The organism is Nocardioides sp. NPDC101246 (assembly GCF_044767415.1).
Classification (GTDB): domain Bacteria; phylum Actinomycetota; class Actinomycetes; order Propionibacteriales; family Nocardioidaceae; genus Nocardioides.
Map to the genome: position 1 here is coordinate 14,206 of NZ_JBIWNX010000024.1, position 18,246 is coordinate 32,451.

At 69.5% G+C, this 18,246-nt stretch carries 18 protein-coding genes; 2 read left to right on the forward strand and 16 right to left on the reverse strand.

Translation table 11 applies throughout. The features are described 5' to 3' along the window. The 6 genes from ACIRON_RS29385 to ACIRON_RS29410 all read right to left on the reverse strand — a co-directional run bounded on the left by ACIRON_RS29385 (position 1) and on the right by ACIRON_RS29410 (position 7,128). Complete coding sequence (locus ACIRON_RS29385) at positions 1-618, reverse strand: response regulator (RefSeq protein ID WP_402998512.1); 618 nt, start codon at positions 616-618, stop codon at positions 1-3. After that, a complete protein-coding gene (locus ACIRON_RS29390; RefSeq protein ID WP_402998514.1) occupies positions 615-1,862 on the reverse strand; it encodes a sensor histidine kinase in 1,248 nt (415 codons plus the stop codon). Before ACIRON_RS29390 ends, ACIRON_RS29385 begins: the two co-directional genes overlap by 4 nt. Further along, positions 1,859-3,859, reverse strand: coding sequence for an MMPL family transporter (locus tag ACIRON_RS29395; protein WP_402998515.1), 2,001 nt, complete (start codon positions 3,857-3,859; stop codon positions 1,859-1,861). The genes ACIRON_RS29390 and ACIRON_RS29395 overlap by 4 nt, the downstream gene beginning before the upstream one ends. 140 nt (positions 3,860-3,999) lie before the next feature. After that, positions 4,000-5,115 carry a glycerate kinase gene (locus ACIRON_RS29400; protein ID WP_402998517.1) on the reverse strand — a complete coding sequence of 372 codons (1,116 nt, stop codon included), beginning with the start codon at positions 5,113-5,115 and terminating at the stop codon, positions 4,000-4,002. Further along, positions 5,115-6,179, reverse strand: coding sequence for a tartrate dehydrogenase (locus ACIRON_RS29405; RefSeq protein WP_402998520.1), 1,065 nt, complete (start codon positions 6,177-6,179; stop codon positions 5,115-5,117). The genes ACIRON_RS29400 and ACIRON_RS29405 overlap by 1 nt, the downstream gene beginning before the upstream one ends. A 70-nt stretch (positions 6,180-6,249) precedes the next feature. After that, positions 6,250-7,128, reverse strand: a complete 879-nt coding sequence (locus ACIRON_RS29410; RefSeq protein WP_402998522.1) for a LysR family transcriptional regulator — start codon at positions 7,126-7,128, stop codon at positions 6,250-6,252. Between the two features lie 177 nt (positions 7,129-7,305). Here ACIRON_RS29410 and ACIRON_RS29415 point away from each other — a divergent pair, with 177 nt between their 5' ends. Next, positions 7,306-8,715 (forward strand): GntP family permease, encoded by a 1,410-nt coding sequence (locus ACIRON_RS29415; RefSeq protein WP_402998525.1) that lies wholly within the window; start codon positions 7,306-7,308, stop codon positions 8,713-8,715. A 34-nt stretch (positions 8,716-8,749) separates the two neighbouring features. Here ACIRON_RS29415 and ACIRON_RS29420 read toward each other — a convergent pair whose 3' ends face one another. From ACIRON_RS29420 to ACIRON_RS29430, 3 genes are all read right to left on the reverse strand, one after another. Beyond that, complete coding sequence (locus tag ACIRON_RS29420; protein WP_402998527.1) at positions 8,750-9,580, reverse strand: endonuclease/exonuclease/phosphatase family protein; 831 nt, start codon at positions 9,578-9,580, stop codon at positions 8,750-8,752. Between the two features lie 111 nt (positions 9,581-9,691). Beyond that, positions 9,692-9,937 carry a hypothetical protein gene (locus tag ACIRON_RS29425; RefSeq protein WP_402998529.1) on the reverse strand — a complete coding sequence of 82 codons (246 nt, stop codon included), beginning with the start codon at positions 9,935-9,937 and terminating at the stop codon, positions 9,692-9,694. Between the two features lie 57 nt (positions 9,938-9,994). Next, a complete protein-coding gene (locus ACIRON_RS29430) occupies positions 9,995-10,927 on the reverse strand; it encodes a LysR family transcriptional regulator (protein ID WP_402998532.1) in 933 nt (310 codons plus the stop codon). A gap of 75 nt (positions 10,928-11,002) precedes the next feature. Here ACIRON_RS29430 and ACIRON_RS29435 point away from each other — a divergent pair, with 75 nt between their 5' ends. Further along, on the forward strand, positions 11,003-12,250 hold the full coding sequence (locus tag ACIRON_RS29435; protein WP_402998535.1) for an MFS transporter: 1,248 nt from the start codon (positions 11,003-11,005) through the stop codon (positions 12,248-12,250). Here the strand turns inward: ACIRON_RS29435 and ACIRON_RS29440 are convergent. From ACIRON_RS29440 to ACIRON_RS29470, 7 genes are all read right to left on the reverse strand, one after another. Next, positions 12,243-13,469 (reverse strand): NAD(P)/FAD-dependent oxidoreductase, encoded by a 1,227-nt coding sequence (locus tag ACIRON_RS29440; protein ID WP_402998538.1) that lies wholly within the window; start codon positions 13,467-13,469, stop codon positions 12,243-12,245. The two genes, ACIRON_RS29435 and ACIRON_RS29440, sit on opposite strands and share 8 nt — an antisense overlap. Next, positions 13,466-13,789 carry a 2Fe-2S iron-sulfur cluster-binding protein gene (locus ACIRON_RS29445; RefSeq protein WP_402998541.1) on the reverse strand — a complete coding sequence of 108 codons (324 nt, stop codon included), beginning with the start codon at positions 13,787-13,789 and terminating at the stop codon, positions 13,466-13,468. The genes ACIRON_RS29440 and ACIRON_RS29445 overlap by 4 nt, the downstream gene beginning before the upstream one ends. A 25-nt stretch (positions 13,790-13,814) precedes the next feature. Beyond that, the gene (locus ACIRON_RS29450) at positions 13,815-15,299 is read right to left on the reverse strand and encodes a glutamine synthetase family protein (RefSeq protein ID WP_402998543.1); all 1,485 of its coding nucleotides are present in this window, start codon (positions 15,297-15,299) and stop codon (positions 13,815-13,817) included. 67 nt (positions 15,300-15,366) lie between these two features. After that, positions 15,367-16,035, reverse strand: coding sequence for a type 1 glutamine amidotransferase (locus ACIRON_RS29455; RefSeq protein WP_402998545.1), 669 nt, complete (start codon positions 16,033-16,035; stop codon positions 15,367-15,369). Further along, positions 16,032-16,304 (reverse strand): hypothetical protein, encoded by a 273-nt coding sequence (locus ACIRON_RS29460; RefSeq protein ID WP_402998547.1) that lies wholly within the window; start codon positions 16,302-16,304, stop codon positions 16,032-16,034. Before ACIRON_RS29460 ends, ACIRON_RS29455 begins: the two co-directional genes overlap by 4 nt. Before the next feature lies 1 nt (position 16,305). Next, entirely contained in the window at positions 16,306-16,905 is a 600-nt protein-coding gene (locus tag ACIRON_RS29465) for an aromatic-ring-hydroxylating dioxygenase subunit beta (RefSeq protein ID WP_402998550.1), read from the reverse strand. Then, on the reverse strand, positions 16,902-18,146 hold the full coding sequence (locus ACIRON_RS29470; protein WP_402998553.1) for a Rieske 2Fe-2S domain-containing protein: 1,245 nt from the start codon (positions 18,144-18,146) through the stop codon (positions 16,902-16,904). Before ACIRON_RS29470 ends, ACIRON_RS29465 begins: the two co-directional genes overlap by 4 nt. Positions 18,147-18,246 lie beyond the last annotated feature (100 nt).

Below are 18,246 nucleotides of genomic sequence, written 5' to 3' on the forward strand. Positions count from 1 at the left end.
TCAGATCAGGCCGGTCTCCTGTGCGACGTGGATGGCGCGGGAGCGGCTGTCGACGTCGAGCTTGGTGAAGATGTGCGCGAGGTGGCTCTTCACGGTGGCCTCGGTGACGAAGAGGGTGCGTGCGATCTCCTTGTTGGTCGCGCCCCTGGCGAGGTGCCGCAGCACCTCGACCTCGCGATCGGTGAGCCGCGGCAGCGGGCTGCGCATGCCCTTGAGCACCCGGGTGGCCAGGTCCGGGGCTAGGACCATATCGCCGGCGGCAGCCCGGTGGATCCCCTGGACGATGACCTCGGGGTCGACGTCCTTGAGGAGGTAGCCGGCGGCACCCGCCTCGATCGCACCGAGCACCTCGGCATCACGGTCGAAGGTGGTCAGGATCAGCACGGCCGGCGCCGGATCGAGGGCGCGGAGCGCGACCGTGGTCCGGATGCCGTCGATCCCGCTCCCGAGGCGCAGGTCGCACAGCACGACGTCGGGGTGGAGGTGACCGGCGAGGACGATCGCCTCCTCGCCGGTGGCGGCCTCCCCGACGACCGTCAGGGCTTCGCCGGCTTCGATCACGGCGCGCAGGCCGCTGCGTACGACCGGGTAGTCGTCGACCAGGAGCACCGTGGTCATCGCGACCCCTCGATGTGGATCGGGAGATGCGCGGAGACCGCGGTACCCTCACCGGGCGTGCTCTCCACGTCGAGACCGCCACCGAGCTCGCGGAGGCGAGCCCGCATGAAACGCAGGCCGTAGCTGGAGGAGCCGGCATCGGCGTCCTGCTCCCAGGCGACGACGTCGAACCCGGTGCCATCGTCGCTGATGTCCAAGCGCACCGAGTCACCGTCATCGATCAGAGTGACCACGACCCGGGAAGCCCCGGCGTGCAGACGTACGTTGGAGAGGGCCGACTGGGCGGTACGGAGCAGCGCGACCTCGACCTCGGTGCGCAGCAGCGGGAGCGTGTCGTCGACATGGAGCTCGACGTGCAGCCCGGCCTCGTCGGTCGTGCGGTCGAGCATGCGCCGAAGCGCCGCGGCGAGGGCGGCGTCCTCGAGCTCGGCCGGTGCCAGAGCCTCGACGATCCGGCGTACGTCCGCGAGGCTGTCACCCGCCAGGGCCTCGACCTGCGCGAAGGTGCGCGACGACTCCGGGTCCGTGGTGCGGTTGCCTCCGGCGTGGGTGAGGAGCCGGATCGAGGAGAGCGCCTGCGCGATGGTGTCGTGGATGTCTCGCGAGATCCGGGTGCGTTCGGCGACCGCTCCGGAGTGGCGCTGGGCGAGCAGGAGCTCGTCCTGCAGCTCGGCCATCTCCTGCTGGGCGCTCTTCAACGAGGTGACCAGACGTTCTCGCTCGGCGGCGTCGTGGAGGAGCTGCAGGTAACCACGGGAGATGCCGAACGCGAAGATGCCGCCGATGAGCGGTCCGAAGACGTCCGCGTAGCTGGTCGTGCCACGGTGCAGGATCGGGGCGACGACCACCACCACGAGGATCGCCGCCGAGAAGACCAGGCCCCAGCGCAGCGGCAGCAGGTGCCCGGCGAGCAGCCACAGCAGGAACGCGAGCCAGACGAACTCGTCCGAGACGGCGACCGCGGCGACCCAGATCACCGCGAAGCCGAGCAGCCACCACACCGGGAGGCTGTGCGAGCGCGTCCTGGACGGCAGGATCGTGCCGGCGGTGTGCCAGAGCAGGATCGCGAGCCCGGAGACGATCGCGGCGGGAGCCGCCACCCCGTCGCCGACCGCCCGGCTGACGCCGATCGCGGTCAGCACGACGGCGATGACGTGCTGACCGATCTCCATCGCCCGCACGGTCGGCCCGGCCGGGATCGATCCCGAGCCGGGCCGCCGCAACGGCGCGTGTACGACGCTCATGGCCTCGATTCTCTACCCTGCAACGTTCCCGGCCACCAGATCCGGTCGCCGACCAGGCTGAAGATCGCCGGCACGATCACCGTACGCACCACGAGCGTGTCCACGAGCACGCCCACACCGACGATCAGGCCGAGCTGCCCGAGAGTGACCAGCGGCAGCACACCGAGAGCGGCGAAGACCCCGGCGAGGACGATGCCCGCGCTGGTGATCACGCCACCGGTGTGGGCGACCGCCTCGACCACGCCGGCCCGGGTCCCGAGCCGCGCCGCGTCCGCACGCGCCCGGTGGACGAGGAAGATCGTGTAGTCGATCCCCAGGGCGACCAGGAACAGGAACGCCAGGATCGGCACCTGCTGGTCGAGCGCCTGCTGGTCGAACAGGACGCGGCTCAGCCAGGCTCCGGCACCGATCGCGGCGACCGCGCTGGCGAGGTTCACCAGGAGCAGCAGGCCGGGCGCGATCAGTGAGCGCAGCAGGACGAGGAGCACGAGGAAGCTCACCGCGAGCACCAGCGGCGCGACCAGCAGCAGGTCGTCCTCGCTGCCCGTGGCGGCGTCCAGGTCGGTCGCGACCGCGCCGCCGACGAGGGCATCCGCGCCCGCGATCGGGTGGACCGCCTCCCGCAGGTCGGTGATCTGGTCGAGGCTCCGGTCGGTGCCCGGCGAGTAGTCGCTGGTCACCATGATCTTCGTCAAGGACCCGTCGTCGGTGACTCCGGCCGGCTGAGCGCGTACGACGCCCTCCACGTCACCGGCGGCCGCGGTCACCTCGGCGGCGGCCGCACTGTCGGCGACGATGTAGGTCGGCTGGGCCTCACCCGGCGGGAAGTGCCCCGAGAGCGTCTCGAGACCGGCAGCCGACTCGGACTGCACCCGGAACTTCTCGACCTGGTCGAGCCCGACCGACGTACCGAAGAGGCCGGAGGCCGTCACCGCGATGAGCGCGAGCCCGCCCAGCAGGCTCGCCACCGGACGCTTCAGGACCCGCGACGCGACCGCGCGCCAGAGCCCTCCCTGGCCACGCGACTCACCCGGACGAGGGATGAACGGCCAGAACAGTCGCCGGCCGAACACCGCCAGGGCCGGCGGCAGCACGAACAGCACGGCGACGAGGGCGATGAGCAGGCCGATCGCCGCGGGGACTCCCAGCCCACGGGTCATCGGGATCGTGGCGAGGACCAGCGTCAGCAGGGCGAGCACCACCGTCAGGTTGGAGGCGAGGATCGCGAGCACCGTCTTCCGCCAGGCGGTGCTCAGCGCCAGACGGTCATCATCGGTCCGCTGCAGCTCCTCCCGGTAGCGCGAGATCAGCAGGAGCGCGTAGTTCGTCCCCGCGCCGAACACGAGCACGCTGACGATCCCGGCGTCGAACCCGAAGTCCCACAGGTCTCCCGCCGCCGCGGTGACCCGCCCGGCGAGCGCGTCGGCGAGGGCGACCACGACCAGCGGGATCAGCCACAGCACCGGCGAGCGGTAGGTGATGATCAGCAGCAGCGCCACGATCAGGATCGTCACCAGCAGCAGCGTGACGTCGGCACCGTCGAAGGCAGCGGCCGCATCGGCCCCGAACGCCGGCCCACCCGTCACCTGCAGCACCAGCCCGTCGGGGGCCTGCGCCGCGACATCGGCCCGCAGGGTCTTGATCACCTCCAAGTTCTCGGCGTTGTCGGCGCCGACCGTGACCGGCACGGAGAGAGCCGCGGCCTCGCCGTCCTCACTGAGCATCGGACCGGCGGAGCCCGGCGCGGCCTGAGCACCGACCTGCACGCCGAGCTGCTCGAGGCCGTCGAGATCACCCTGGGAGAGTGCAGCGTCGTCCTCGCGGGAGGCGACGACGAGCACGGACTGTCGATCCGCACCGGGGAACTCCTCCAGCAGCTCGCTCACCCGCGTCGACTCCGCCCCCGCCGGCGCCTGCCCGGTCTGCGCCGGGGCCTCCGCGCCGGCGAAGACCCCGAAGAGCACCCCCATCACGACCACCGCGAGCCCGAGCGCCACCCACGCTCCCCGCCGTGAGGTCAATCTGTCTGAGAGATGCGGACGAGCACCCGACCGCGTACGAACCAGAGAATCTGCCATGCCACCAACTCCACCAGCCACGACGCCGCGGAACATCGCGAGCAAGGCTGAACCAGGGATCAGCCAAATGGCTGATGTGGCTCGATCGCGAGTCGGCCTCCGAGCACGCCGGCCAGCTCCCGCAGGAGGGTGCGCGACAGGTCGGCGTCCTCGCGGGTGTCTCTGACGGTGTGGCCGGTGATCGCGTCGACGCCGGCGACACCGAGAACCGCTGCGTCCTCGGTCCGAAGCGCGCAGTCGCCGACGAGCAGGTGCACCGGGCGGCCGCCCGCGCGTCGTACGACCGCGCTGATCAGCTTGCCGTCGAGGCTCTGTCGGTCGAGCCGTCCTTCTCCGGTGATCACGATGTCGTGAGCCTCGACATGTCGGTCGAAATCGAGCAGATCGAGGAAGAAGTCGGCCCCGGAAATCCGGGTGGCACCGAGCCAGAGGCAGGCGAAGCCCAGTCCTCCGGCGGCACCGGCTCCTGGCTCCGAGGCCATGGTTGCGGCCGACATCACGCGCGCCAGCGACGAGAGTCCCTGGTCCAGTCTCCGCACGTCGTCCGGTGCGGCGCCCTTCTGCGGCCCGAACTCCGCGGCGGCGCCGCGTGGTCCGAGCAACGGATTGTCGACGTCGGTGGCGACGACGAGCTCGACGCCGTCCAGGTCGATCATCCGTTCGGTGTCCAGGCGAGCGATCCGGCCCAGCTCGGCTCCCCCTGCCTCGATCGCCCGGTCGCCGGAGCCGCACAAGCGCACACCGAGTGCAGCGAGCATCCCGGTGCCCCCGTCGGTGCTCGCCGATCCGCCGAGCGCAAGCACCACACGCCTCGCCCCACCTGAGACCGCGGCGCCGACCGCCTGCCCGAAGCCGTAGCTCGACGCTGTCATCGGGTGCAGCCGCCCAGGCGGAAGTGTGGCCAGGCCACAGGTGTTCGCGACCTCCACGACAGCGGTATGGCCGTTGTAGGCGTAGGCCGCATCGACGAGCTCGCCGGCGGCGCCCCTGACCCGGACGGGGACACGGTCGAACCCGGCGGCGAGGGCCGCGTCGACGCTGCCGTCACCGCCGTCCGCCAGCGGTAGCGCCGTCGCGGTGAGGCCCCCGTCCTCGAGGCCGCCGCAGATGGTGTCGGCGACCTCGAGAGCGGTCAGCGTTCCCTTGAACTTGTCCGGGGCGACCAGGACGCGCATCAACGGCTCGCGATGTTGCCGAGCACGAGCTCGGTGAACTCCTTGGTGCTGGCCGTCCCACCCAGGTCGGGAGTACGGGCGTCGGTGGTGGCCAAGACTGTCGCGAAGGCGTCCAGGACCTCGGCTCCGGCCTCGGGGTGACCGAGGTGGTCGAGCATCATCGATGCCGACCAGATGGCACCGATCGGGTTGGCGACTCCCTGACCTGCGATGTCGGGTGCGGATCCGTGAACGGGCTCGAACATCGACGGGAACTCTCGCTCGGGATTGAGGTTCGCGGCCGGCGCGATTCCGATGCTGCCTGCGACCGCGGCGGCCAGGTCGGAGAGGATGTCGCCGAACAGGTTCGAGCCGACGATGACGTCGAACCGACCGGGGTCGAGAATGACCTTCGCGGCCAGCGCATCGATGTGCTCCTGACGCCAGCTGACCTCGGGGTAACGGTCCCCGACCTCCTTGGCGATCTCGTCCCAGAACGGCATCGTGTGGACGATCCCGTTGGATTTGGTCGCGGAGACGAGGCGGCCCGTCCGGCCCTTGGCGGTCTCGAAGGCGTAGTGCAGGATGCGCTCGGTCCCGGCTCGGGTGAACACGGCTTCCTGGACGGCCATCTCCTCCGGGAAGCCACGATTGAGCCGGCCTCCGATCTCGGAGTACTCGCCCTCGACGTTCTCACGCACCACGACGAAGCTGACATCGCTGGTCGCCTTCGCGACCGGGCTGGGCACGCCCTCGAGAACCTTGATGGGGCGAAGGTTCACGTACTGCCGGAACTGACGCCGGATCGGGATGAGGAGCCCCCACAGCGAGACATGGTCCGGTACGCCGGGCCAGCCGACGGCGCCGAGGAGGATGGCGTCGTGGTTGCGGATCCGGTCGAGTCCGTCCGCGGGCATCATCGCGCCCTGGTCGAGGTAGCGCTGGCACGACCAGTCGAAGGAGTCGTAGGCGAACGTCAGGCCGTGGCGCTTGCCGACGGCGTCGAGGACGGCACACGCCGGGGGCAGGACCTCGGTGCCGATACCGTCACCGGGAATGAGAGCGATGCGATAGCTGGTCGTCATGCGACCTATCGAACAACGACGCCTTCAATGGCGTCCAAGACCAGTTTGCAGCCCGATCGATAGGATACGGCTATCGGTCTTCGGCGGACGCCACGAACGCTGCCGCGGCAGGGCTGAGCCGTTGGGGCTGCCAGACCAGCGCGACGTCGAGCTGGTCCTCGACCGCCAGCCTCCGCACTCGCAGGCCGACGGCATCGGCGAGCGGGCGCCAAGAGTCCGCGACCACAGCCACGCCGACGCCCTCGAGCACGAGCGGGAGCAACCCTTCCCGGTGCTCGATCTCGACCACGATGTGGCAGTCCGTGGCCGCAACGATGCCGTCCGCGACGCGGCGCATCCCGGTGCCGGGCTGACCGGCGACCAGCGAGAGACCGCTCAGCTCGCTGACCTTGATGTCTCCTTCCCCGGACGGAAGGTCGGCATCCGCACGGGCCACCAGCACGAACGACTGGCGTTCGAGCGGCAGCCTGTCGAGATCGGCGAGCATCTCGGTGGGTCCAGCCGTAGCGACGACACCGATCTCGGCCGTGCCACGACGCAGCGCCTCCCGGACATCGTCGGGACGGGCCGCGGCACCGACCGCGACCGAAACGCCAGGGTAGAGACCGACGAACGTCGCCAACAACCCGGTCAGCGGGCTGACGACCTGCGATGGCATCGAGGCGATGCGCAGCATGCCGCCCCGAAGGCCGTCCACGGCAGCGACCGTCTCGCGGGCCACGTCCAGGGACCGTACGACCTCCCGGGCGGGAGCGACGAGGGCAGTGCCGGACGGGCTGAGCGTGAGGCCGCGGCCACGCCGGATGAACAGCTCGGTGCCGAGCTCCGCCTCGAGCCTGCGGATCGTCTGCGTCACCGACGGCTGAGCGACGAACAACTCCTCGGCGGCGCGGTGCACGCTGCCCTCGTCGACGATGGCGAGGAAGTAGCGCAACTGGCGTACGTCCATGGCACTCACTTTCAATTCAACATGTCCGCTGACCTGCCGCAACGCGGAAACGATAGCGCCAGCCTATCGATCAGGCTGCAAATGAGTCTTGGACACGATGGGGGTGACGTTCGTCACGATGGTCTGGTCTCATACGCCGGGTGACCGCAGGGTCGCCGACCACCAGGAGCGCACATCGTGTCGCATGACGTACTCCTCATCACCAACACCGCGGTCGCCATCATCGGCATCGTCCTCGCCATCGTCTGGTTGAAGTTCCCACCGGTGTTCGCGCTGCTGTTCGGCACCCTCTATCTGGGCCTGACCACTCCGGTCGGCGCCGAAGGCACGATCGAGGCGATATCCGGAGGCTTCGCCGACGTGATGGCCGACATCGGCATCCTGGTCACGTTCGGAGTGATCATCGGCGCGCTGCTGACGGTCACCAACACCATGGAGCGCATCGTCGAGGCGATGCTCAGAGTGTTCGGCGAACGAAGCATGCCGTACGTGTTCGCGGTCGCCCTGAGCACCTTGTTCACCTCGATCTACTCCGACGTCCTGCTGGTCCTCTCCTCTCCGCTCGCTCGTCGGATCGGCCCCAAGCTCGGGCCACGTGGTCGCGCCCTCATGGGCGGTTCGCTCACCGCAGGTATCGAGGTCGGGCTCGTGTTCGTCGCGCCGGGAGTCGCCGCCCTCGCTATCGCGGGCATCCTCGACGTACCCCTCGGCCAGATGTTCGTCCTCGGTCTGATCGTCGGCCTTCCCACCGCGATTCTCACGATGCTGGTGTTCTCGGTCCTGCTCCGGTTCATGAAGTGGGACCCCGAGCTCGATGAACTACCCGATGATGTCGAGGGCACCGAGCCTGAGACCGACGACCCGATCTCGCCAGCCCCGGAGACCGGCGGTGCCGGGACCCGGGTGGCCACCCAGATCGAGGTCTCACCAGCACCGGTGCGCCAACTGTCCCTGCCAGCCTCCATCAGCCCCGTCCTGGTCGCCCTGCTGCTCATCGCAGGTGGCGCCGCGGCCCAGGCCGCGAACATCGACGCCCCTGCCGTCGTGCTCCTCACCGACCCCATCGTCGCGCTGTTCCTGGGCGCCACCCTGGCCTACGCACTGGCTTGCCGGGTCCGCGAGCGCGGCGAGATCAGCAGCGCCATCGGCACCGCCCTCACCCAGTGCGGTCCGATCCTGGTGCTGTCCGGGATCAGCGGGTCTCTCGGCTTCGTGATCGAAGGTTCCGGGATGGGCGAGGTTCTCGGAGAGGCGTTCTCGGCCGGTTTCCTGCCGCCCCTGCTGCTGGTCTGGCTCGTCGCAGCCATCCTCCACCTAGCGCTCGGATCCATCTCCGTCGCCGGCATCACGGCGGCCGGCATCCTGGCCCCGATCGCCGGGAGCCTCGACACACCGGTCGCGCTCATCGCTCTCGCGGCCGGCTCCGGCGCCCTGTTCGTCCCGCACGTGAGCAGCAACTTCTTCTGGATGTTCCAGTCGCTGCTCGGCTTCACGACCCGCGGCACCGTCAAGACCCACAGCGTCCCGATGACGCTCGCGTCGCTCATCTCCTTGCCCATCATCCTGCTGCTGGCCCTATTCGTGTAGACCGCCCGCGTGGTCCGCGTCCCTCCGCGGGTCCCTACCGACGCGGCGCGATCACGACCCGGCTGACGACCGGGAGGTGGTCGGAGGCGACGGGGTCGGCCGTGACGACCTCGGCGGTCACCGGGCGGACGCGATCGGTGACATACAGGTTGTCGATGCGGCCGTGCGGGCCCTCGGCGGGATAGGTGTAGCCGCTCCCATGGCCGGCGACCTCCCAGGCGTCGTCGAACGCCGCGGTCAGGGTCGCGATCTCGGGCGCGTCGGGGTAGGCGTTGACGTCACCGACCACGATCGCCGGATCCTTCTCACCGACCAGGTCGACGATCTCGGCGGTCTGGTGGAGCCGGATGTCCTGCGAGGTGTGCTCCAGGTGGGTCGTAAAGAAGTCCAGTCGCTGACCACGTACGTCGATGGTCGCCCGGAGCAGGCCGCGCTGCTCCTTGCCGGCGTTGTAGAGATGGGTGTTCTCCGAGGCCACGATCGGGTAGCGGGAGAGGACGGCGGTGCCGTACTGGCTGCGCTCGGTCTGACCAGCGGGCGGCGGGGAGTCGAGGTTCGCACCGTACGCCGCGTGCCAGCCCAACAGAGCCGCGAGCACGGCCGGCTGGTCGACCCAGCCGCTGCGTGCCGAGTAGTGGCGGTCGACCTCCTGGAGCCCGACGACGTCCGCGCCGCTGGCCTCGATGACGTCGGCGACCCGTTGCAGGTCGAGCACACCGTCGGTGCCCTGGGCATGGTGGATGTTGAACGTCATCACGTCGACGACCCGCGCGCCGCCATGCCCTCCGTGGGCGGTGGCGGCCGTGGGCATCACGAAGAACGTGGAGATCAGGACGAGAAGCGCTGGCAACAGGCGGTACGACATGGGGGATGACTCGCTCTCCGGTAGACGGGAGCCCCTCAACCTAGAGCCGCCACCGGTCCTCCCCGCGGCAGCGAGACGAACGGCGCCGGAACATCGAGCACCTCCGAGTGCTCAGGCCTGGTCGCCCTCCCAGACGAGCGGCTCGCGGACCAGGATCGGGGCGGTGAAGCCGACGCGGCGGACCGGGTTGAACTCGGTCTCGTCCTGGTTGTCGTCAGTGTGGACACGGTCCGGCCCGCCGGAGAAGCTGACCGAGGCCTCAGGAAGCTCCCTGTCGTGATGGAGCACCTCGATGGTTCCATCGAAGTACGCACGCGGCGCCGAAGCCCTCCGAGTCTCCCTGCGTGAACCGTCCATGCCGCCATGATGGCACTCCGGGTTCGGGCCCCGCACCGGTTTCTTCGACGCGTACGCTCACCCGGCCAAGGGACGCAGACCGATCTCGGTGAGCCGTCGACCACGTCGCCGGAGAAGGTCCTGGAAGGCGGCCGCGAGAGTCGACGGACGGCGGTCGAGCCAGCAGGCGCCGATGTGCCGCACCGCCTCAGGGTTCGTCAACGGCACCTCGACGCAGCCGGTGGCGCCGTGCGGGTCGCGGGGAGCCAGGCTGACGCCGAGACCGGCCGAGACCAGCCCCCGCAGCGTGGCGAGGTCGTCGCCCTCGAACCCGACGGTCGGCGTGACGCCGCTGGCCAGGGCGAGCTCGTCGAGCAGCGTACGCATCCCATAACCGCGCTTCATGCAGATGAACGTCTCCTCGGCGGCCTCCTCGAAGCTCACCCGGGCACGGGTGGCCAGCCGGTGGCCGGTCGGTACGACCAGGACCAGCGGCTCGGTGTGCAGCCGCCACTGGCGCAGGCCGGAGCCGGCCTCGAGCGGCGAGATCAGCGCGACCTCGGCGGTGCCGTCGGCGAGGGCGGCCAGGCATCGCGGACGCGAGGTCTGGAGCAGGTCGACGGACGCACCCGGATGCTGCTGGAGGAACGCCTTGACCAGCGCCGGCACGACCCGCTCGCCGAGCGTGCTCTGGAACGCGAGAGCGATCCGCCCGCGGGTGCCGGACTCCTGGGCCTGGACGGCTTCGATGCCCGCCGTGGCCGCCGCGACCGCGGCGGCTGCGTGCGGAGCCAGCGCCTCCCCCGCCCTGGTGAGCCGCAGACCTCGCCCGTGTCGTTCGACCACGTCCACGCCGAGCTCCCGCCCGAGCCGGGCGAGCATGCGACTCACCGTGGGCTGCGGCATCTGCAGCAGGTCGGCGGCGGCGAGCGTCTGTCCCGTCTCGGCCAGGGCGGCGAGGGCCGGGAGCATCGGCAGGACATTCCTTGCGGTGGCATCCACAGCCGACATCGTATGCGAATCAGCATTCTTCACGCGACTCCCATGCATTGGACGCATGATCACCGGCTCCTTAGCGTGAATCGGGTGAGCGAACAGGAACCCACCGACCCCGGCCATCGACGCGTGCTGATCGCGCTCGTCGCGATCGGGATGACGACGTTCGTGCAGCTCTACTACCCGCAGGCACTGATCCCGGCACTCAGCCGCGACTTCGCGGTCGACGCCTCCCAGGCCGCCCTGACCGTCTCCGGCGCGACGATCGGGCTCGCCGTCGCCGCACTCGGCTGGTCGTGGGTCGCCGACCGGATCGGCCGGGCCCGGTCGATGACGATCGCCATCGTCACCGCGGCCGCGATCGGACTGGCGCTCCCGTTCGTGACCTCGTTCCCCGTGCTCATCCTCCTTCGCGTCGCCCAGGGCATCGCCCTGGGCGGTACCCCGGCGCTCGCACTCGCCTACCTCAGCGAGCAGGTCGGCCGACGCGACGCGATGGCCGCGGGCGCGACGTACATCTCCGGCACGGTCCTCGGTGGCCTCGTCGGACGCCTGATCGCCGCGCCGGTCGCCGACGTGAGCGACTGGCGCGTGGCGGCTCTCGTGGCCGGGGGCCTCAGCGCGCTCGGCGCCGCCGTCGCGGTCACCGCGCTCCCGCCCGAGCGCCCCAGCCCCGCGACGGCTCCACCCCCGGCCGGCGTGCGGGCCGGGATGGTCGCCAACCTCACCAACCCCGGCCAGCTGGCGCTCTACGCGCAGGCGTTCTTCCTGATGGGCGCGCAGGTGGCGGTCTTCAACTACCTCGGCTACCGGCTCGAGCTCGAGCCGTTCGACCTGCCGCCGGCCCTGACCGCGGTGATCTTCCTGGCCGGACTCTCCGGCGCGGTGTCGGCCCGGCTGGCGGCGACGTTCGCGGCCCGCTTCGGCCGCCGACGCGTACTCCTGGTCTCGTCCCTGACCATGGCCGCCGGAGCCGCACTGACGATCCCCGACCGGCTGCCGACGGTCCTGATCGGGCTGCTGCTGTTCGCGACGGCCTACTTCGCCGCCCACTCGATCGCGTCGGGCTGGGTGGGCCCGATGGCGACCAGCGGGATCGCGCAGGCCACCTCGCTCTACACGCTCTTCTACTACGCAGGCTCCAGCCTCTTCGGCTGGCTCGGCGGCCTCGCCTTCGCTGCCGGCTGGACCGGCACCGCGAGCATGGTCATCGCGATCGTCCTGATCGCGTACGCCGCCGCCCGCACGCTCCTGCCGCAGTCCCCGACCGTTGAGGCGAAGAGGTGGTCGCCCGCGACCTCGAAGGACGCCTCGATCTCGCCTCAGAGACTCATCTGACCAGCGACTTCAGAGCGACCTCGACATCGGTCGCGGCCTCCGGGTCAATGGTCGCTCCCTTCGCCAATGCGTTGCGAACCGCGTTGAAGTCGCGGGGGTTGTTGACGACATCGGCGGCGATGAGACGGTCCCCGCGGTAGTAGAGGACGCTCAGGCGACCGTCCGAACCGTCCCCACGAACGACGTGGTGGTCATGACCGTCGGAGATGCCGGCCATCTGCAGCTTGAGCTCACCCTGGTTGGACCAGAACCACGGCACTCCGCGAGGAGCCGGCTCATGACCCAGGATGGCCGAAGCCGCGGCAGTGGCCTGCTCGACGGCGTTGTTGACCGACTCGATGCCGATGAGCCGGCCAGGCACGGTCGGATGGGGCTGCACGGTGCAGTCGCCGACGGCGAAGACCCGCGGATGCGACGTACGGCCGGACTCGTCGGTGACGATGCCCCGCTCGACGGGCAGATCGAGGGACTGCGCCAGCGCCACGGAAGGTGCGGCGCCGACGCCGGTGACAACCACGTCGGCATCGATCGAAGTGCCGTCGGCGAGGACGACTCCGGTGACCCGGTCGGTGCCGGTCAGCTCGGTGACTCCGGCGTTGATCAGCACCGTCGTTCCCTGGGCACGGTGCCAGTCGGAGACGTGCGCTGAGACAGGCTCCGCGACGACGCGCGCCAGGATCCGGGCGGCGGCCTCGATCACGGTCACCGTCTTACCCTGGGCGCGAGCGGTGGCGGCGATCTCGAGGCCGATGAACCCACCACCGATGACCACGACGTCGCGGGCCGCCTCCAGCTCCGCGCACAGGCGCTCGGCGTCGGCGACGTCTCGCAGCGTCAGTACGCCGTCCAGATCTGCCCCGGGGATCGGCAGACGCCGTGCGGTGGACCCGGTGGCCAGCGCCAGGGTGTCGAAAGCCAGGGTCGCACCGTCGTCGAGGGTCAGCTCGCCCCTCTCGTCGCCGACCTTGACCGCATCGACCCGCTTCCCAGCGATCAGCTCGATCCGTTCCTCCTCGAAGATCGACGGATCACGCAGCTCGAGATCCTCGAGCGTCTCCTGACCGGCGAGGAAGCCCTTGGACAGCGGCGGGCGCTGGTAGGGAAGGCCGGGCTCGTCGCCGAGGAGGACCACGCGGCCCCCGTAGCCGAGGGTTCGCAGGGAGAGCGCGAGCTGCAGGCCCGCCTGGCCCGCACCGATGATGGCGATGCAGCCGCTCACTGCTGCTCCTTGGCGATGGTGACGCGTAGTCCGTCAAGGGCGTCGGTCATCCGGATCTGGCAGGAGAGGCGGCTGAGCTCGGTTGCCGGAGTGACGGCGTCCTCGAGCATCTCCTCCTCGAAGTCGTCGGCACGGCCGGTGAGGTCGATCTGGTCCTCGTCGATGAAGACGTGGCAGGTTGCACAGGACAGACCCCCGCCACACTCGCCTACGATTCCGGGCACGCCTAGCTTGACGGCGGTCTCCATCACCGACGCGCCGTCGCGCGCCTCGACCGTGCGGCGGCTTCCGTCCGGGCTGGTGAACTCGATGGTGGGCATGGCGGGGCTCCTTACGTGCGTCAGCTCAGAACAGGTCGAAGTACTCGCGGTGCTCCCAGTCGGTCACACCGTTCACGTACGTCGACTCGTCGGGGTTGGCCTCGACCCACGCCTGGTGGCGGTCGACCTCGCTGCGCTTCATGGTGACCATGTAGTCGACGAAGCCTTCGCCGAACACCTTGCGGTAGAAGGTGTCGGACTCGAGCGCGTCGACGGCCTCGGCGAGCGAGGTGGGCAACTGCAGTACGTCGGCCGCGTAGGGGTCGGTGCTGATCGGACCGGGCTCGACGCGGTTGACGATGCCGTCGAGACCCGCGGCGGCCTGCGCGGCGAGGTAGAGGTAGGGGTTGGCTGCCGAGTCGCCGACGCGGTTCTCCACGTGGGAGGCGGCGTCGCCGGGCGCGCTGATGACTCGCATCATCGCCGCCCGGTTGTCCTGGCCCCAGGTGAGGCGGTCCGGTGCGAGCGAGTAGGGCCGACGACGGCGGTAGCCGTTGACGGTCGGGGTGGTGAAGACCGAGGCGGCCACACCGTGAGCCAGGGTGCCGCCGACGTAGTGGCGACCGAGCTCCGAGAGCGACTCCCCCTCGCCCGGGACCATGAGGTTGGTGCCGTCGTTGTCGACGATCGAGGTGTGCAGGTGCCAACCGTTGGCGTAGAACCCGGCGATGGCCGGGGTGCACATGAAGGAGGCATGGTGGCCGTTGCGGCGCGCGACCTGCTTGGTCGTCGTACGGAACAGGGCGGCGGAGTCGGCGGCGGCAAGACCTTCGAGCACGTCGAACGTGGTCTCCACCTGGCTCGGGGCCCATTCGTCGTCGAACGAGCGGAGCGGAAGTCCCATGGACAGCAGCGCGTCGCGGATCGGGGCGAGGACGGGATCGATCTCGTCGAGGTGCTCGACCAGCAGATAGTTGTAGCCGCGGGCGACCGGGGCCACCACCGGCGGGTCGGCCGGAGAACCAGGAGCGCCGAGAGAGACGCCGTCGAGGTTCTGCTCGAGCATCTTGGTGAGATACCACTCCATCTCCACCCCGGCGATGAGCTTCATGCCGGCGTCGGCCAGCTCCGAGAGCATCTTCTTGAGGATCGAGCGAGGCGCGAGCGGGAACGGACGGCCGTCGCTCATGTAGAGGTCGCAGAAGACGAGAGCCGTCTTCTCGAGCCACGGGAGCACCGTGAAGGTGCCGGGGTCGGGGACCATCTTCACGTTCGGGCTGCCGCCGAGGCCGTCGATGGTGAAGCCACCGTCGGGGGTGAACGGGTTGAAGACGATGGCGTTGGCCGGATCGAAGAAGAAGGGCGCCATGGTGATGTCGCTGCCGGAGGCGAGCGCTGCGCGGTAGGAGTCCTTGGTCAGCGCCTTGCCACGCAGGAGACCGTGCTGGTCGGGCCAGACGAGGCGCACGATCTCGATGCCGTTGCGTTCGATGGCGTCGAGCGAGGCAGCTGCGGCCGCGGACTGGTCGGCCGTGTACAGGCCGTACTGGTCGATGAACTTCGTGGACATGTGTCCTCCTGTTGATTGCTCCTCGGGTGGGCGTCCACCGAGGAGAGGTACGTGCGGGTGTGGGTTTTCAGGGCGTCGGCAGGCCGCGCAGCCAGGTGCCGACCAGGCATTCGCCGGCGGTCGGCGTCGGCATCGGCCGTGATACGTCCGCGCGCAGCGAGGCCACGTCGATTCCGAAGCGCTCGAGCTTCGCCTCCTCGGCATCGAGGACGGCCTCGAAGCCGGCCACATCGAGCTCGGGGTGGAACTGCACGGCGAGCGCACTTCCGTAGCTCCATGCCTGCAGATAGCGATCGGTCCTGGCCAGGATGGTCGCCTCGGTCGGCGGCTCCATCGTGTCGGAGTGGAAGGAGAAGTACGTGCCGGACGGCACCCTGGCATCGTCGACGGCGTGAGCCTCGACCTCGATCAGGCCGGCCTCCAGCCCGCTCTCACCAGGGCAGGCTCGACCTCCTAGGGCGACCGAGAGCAGTTGGGATCCGAGACAGATCGCCAGCACGGGTACGTCGCTCTCGACCGCGCCCCGCAAGGCCTTGATCTCGTCGTGGAAGTCGGCCTGGTCCGCGTAGGCGCTCTTGGCGCCACCGAGCACGACCCAGGCTTCGTGGGCGTCGCGCTCCGGCAGCTGTCCGAGGTTGCCGGCGTAGTGGGTGAGCTCACGCCCGGCCGCCTCGGCACCGGCCCGGAGCACCGCGATCTGTGGCTCCGGGTGATGGCTGATGACCGCGATGCTCATGGTTGCGGCCTCGGTTCGATCGGAGTCCGCCACGGAACCCAGTGGTCGATGGCGGCGAGGGCCGCAAGGAGCTCCTCCATCTTGGTGCGATCGACGGCGACGTAGTCCCCGTCGGGGCGGACTCCGTAGGGCGTGAAGTCCCAAGGGGTGAGGTCGCGGGCGCGCTGGATCAGCGGCTGGACGGAGGCCAGGTCGCGTTCGAACTGGGCCACCCGGGCACGCAGCACGACGAGCTCGCGCGCCATCCGCTCGGTGTCGTCGGTGGACATCTCAGAACACCAGCGTCAGGTTCTCGTGGTACTGCTCGGAGTCGAGCAGGTTCACCATCTTGAGGCGGATACGCCACTCGGACCCGTGCGGCACCAGGACGTGGCCGTACCACCCCGCGTACGTCTTGGCGACGCCTGCCCGGAACTCGTGCACCACGAAGTTCGAGCGCACCAGGCGCCGGCCCTCGTCGTCGAGGATCGTCTCCACGTTGGTGATGAGTCGACGGGTACGCGAGGCGGGAAGCTGGCTGTAGGCCAGCCCGGTCCGCAGCCAGTAGACGCGGTCGGTGAGCCGCCGGTGGTCGTCGAAGGCGTGGCTCACCTCGGTGCGGGGGTTTCCGCCACCGGCGGTGACCGGAACCCAGTAGAGACCGTCGCCCGCGAAGACGTCGAGCCAGTCGTTGAACCGGCCCTCGTCAATCATCCGGGCCTCGCGGGCCAGGAAGGACTGAGCAGTGTGCCAGTCCTCGAGCGGCGGGGTGGGCCAGTCGATGCCGAACAGGTCGCGGAACGAGTCGAGCTCGGCGTACCACTCCTCGTCGACGTGGAAGGAGAACGAGGAGGTGTCCGAGAACTGGCTCGGCACGGAGGAGAGCTTCATCGGATCTCCTCCCGCATCCGGCGCAGCCATTCCTCGTAGTAGCTGCGCATGTGGAGCTCGTCGGTGACTGCTGTCACGATCACGCCGTCCTCACCGATCGACTGCCAGCCGGAGACGTCCAGGCCCCGGTTCATGAAGATCCACTCGGCCTCGGAGGCCGCGAGACCACGCTGGGCCTCCTCGAAGTTCGCCTGGTCGTCGGGCTCGCCGAAGGCCGGGAAGTCCTCCTGCGTACGCATGCGCAGGGTGTTGACCTCTTCGGGTACGCCACCGATGCGGGTCGCGTGCCAGGTCAGCTGGGTGCGGTCCACCGCAAGGGGCTCGATGACCTGGATCTGGTTGCCGATGATCAGCAGGTTCGGGAAGATGCTGAGGTTGATCTGGGCACCGATCGCCAGGTCCAGGAGCCGCTCGGCGTCCTCGCCGTGCTGCTCACGGATCCGCTGCTCGAAGGACTCCCGACCCGGCTGAGGGCGCTGGTTCTCCCAGAAGTTGCCGGCCTCCTCGCCGTGCGCGGGGCGCTGGTCGATGACACTGTGACCGTTGCCGAGCGAGTAGGACAGCATCGGACCGTCGTCCGGGGTCCTCCCGAAGTAGGACATGTCCTTCGACTCACCCATCCGCGACGCCATCTCGAGCAGCGAGCGATGGGAGAAGGATGGGTGGTAGCCGTCGCCGGCGTTGTCGTAGGCGAGCTTCCAGTTGCCCCGGAACCCCATTCGGTAGGCGGCCGACCCGCACATGACCTCACCGCCGGGGGCCCGGTCGATCCAGTAGTCGAGCCACGGACGAGCGTGGCCGAGCCACTCCTCGACCGAAGGCGCGGACGAGTTCATGGTGCCGAAGACGAACCCGCGGTAGCTCTCGACGCGGGTGACCCGGGTGAGGCCGAGCTCGGACTTGTCCATCTCGCCGTAGCCCTGCGGCCACGGAACACCGACGAGCTCGCCCGTGTTGCGGAAGGTCCACCCGTGGTAGGGGCACTGGAAGGCCTTCGCGGTGCCGGACTCCTCACGGCACACGGTGGCTGCCCGGTGGGCGCAGCGGTTGAAGACTCCGTGCAGGACGCCACGTCGGTCCCGGGTCACCAGCACGGGACGCAGTCCCATCCGGACCGAGACGAACGAGTTCGGCTCAGGCAGCTGGGACTCGTGGGCCAGGAAGACCCACGACTCGCCCCCGAAGACCTTCACCATCTCCTCGGCGAAGACGTCTGCCTCGGTGTAGAGGATGCGGTGCACTCGATCTTCATGGACCAAGTCGGTCCAACGATCTGTCGGATCGCTTGTCGGTGGTGCAGGTCGTTGTTCTTGGATGGTCATGTTCGCGCCCCTCGGATCG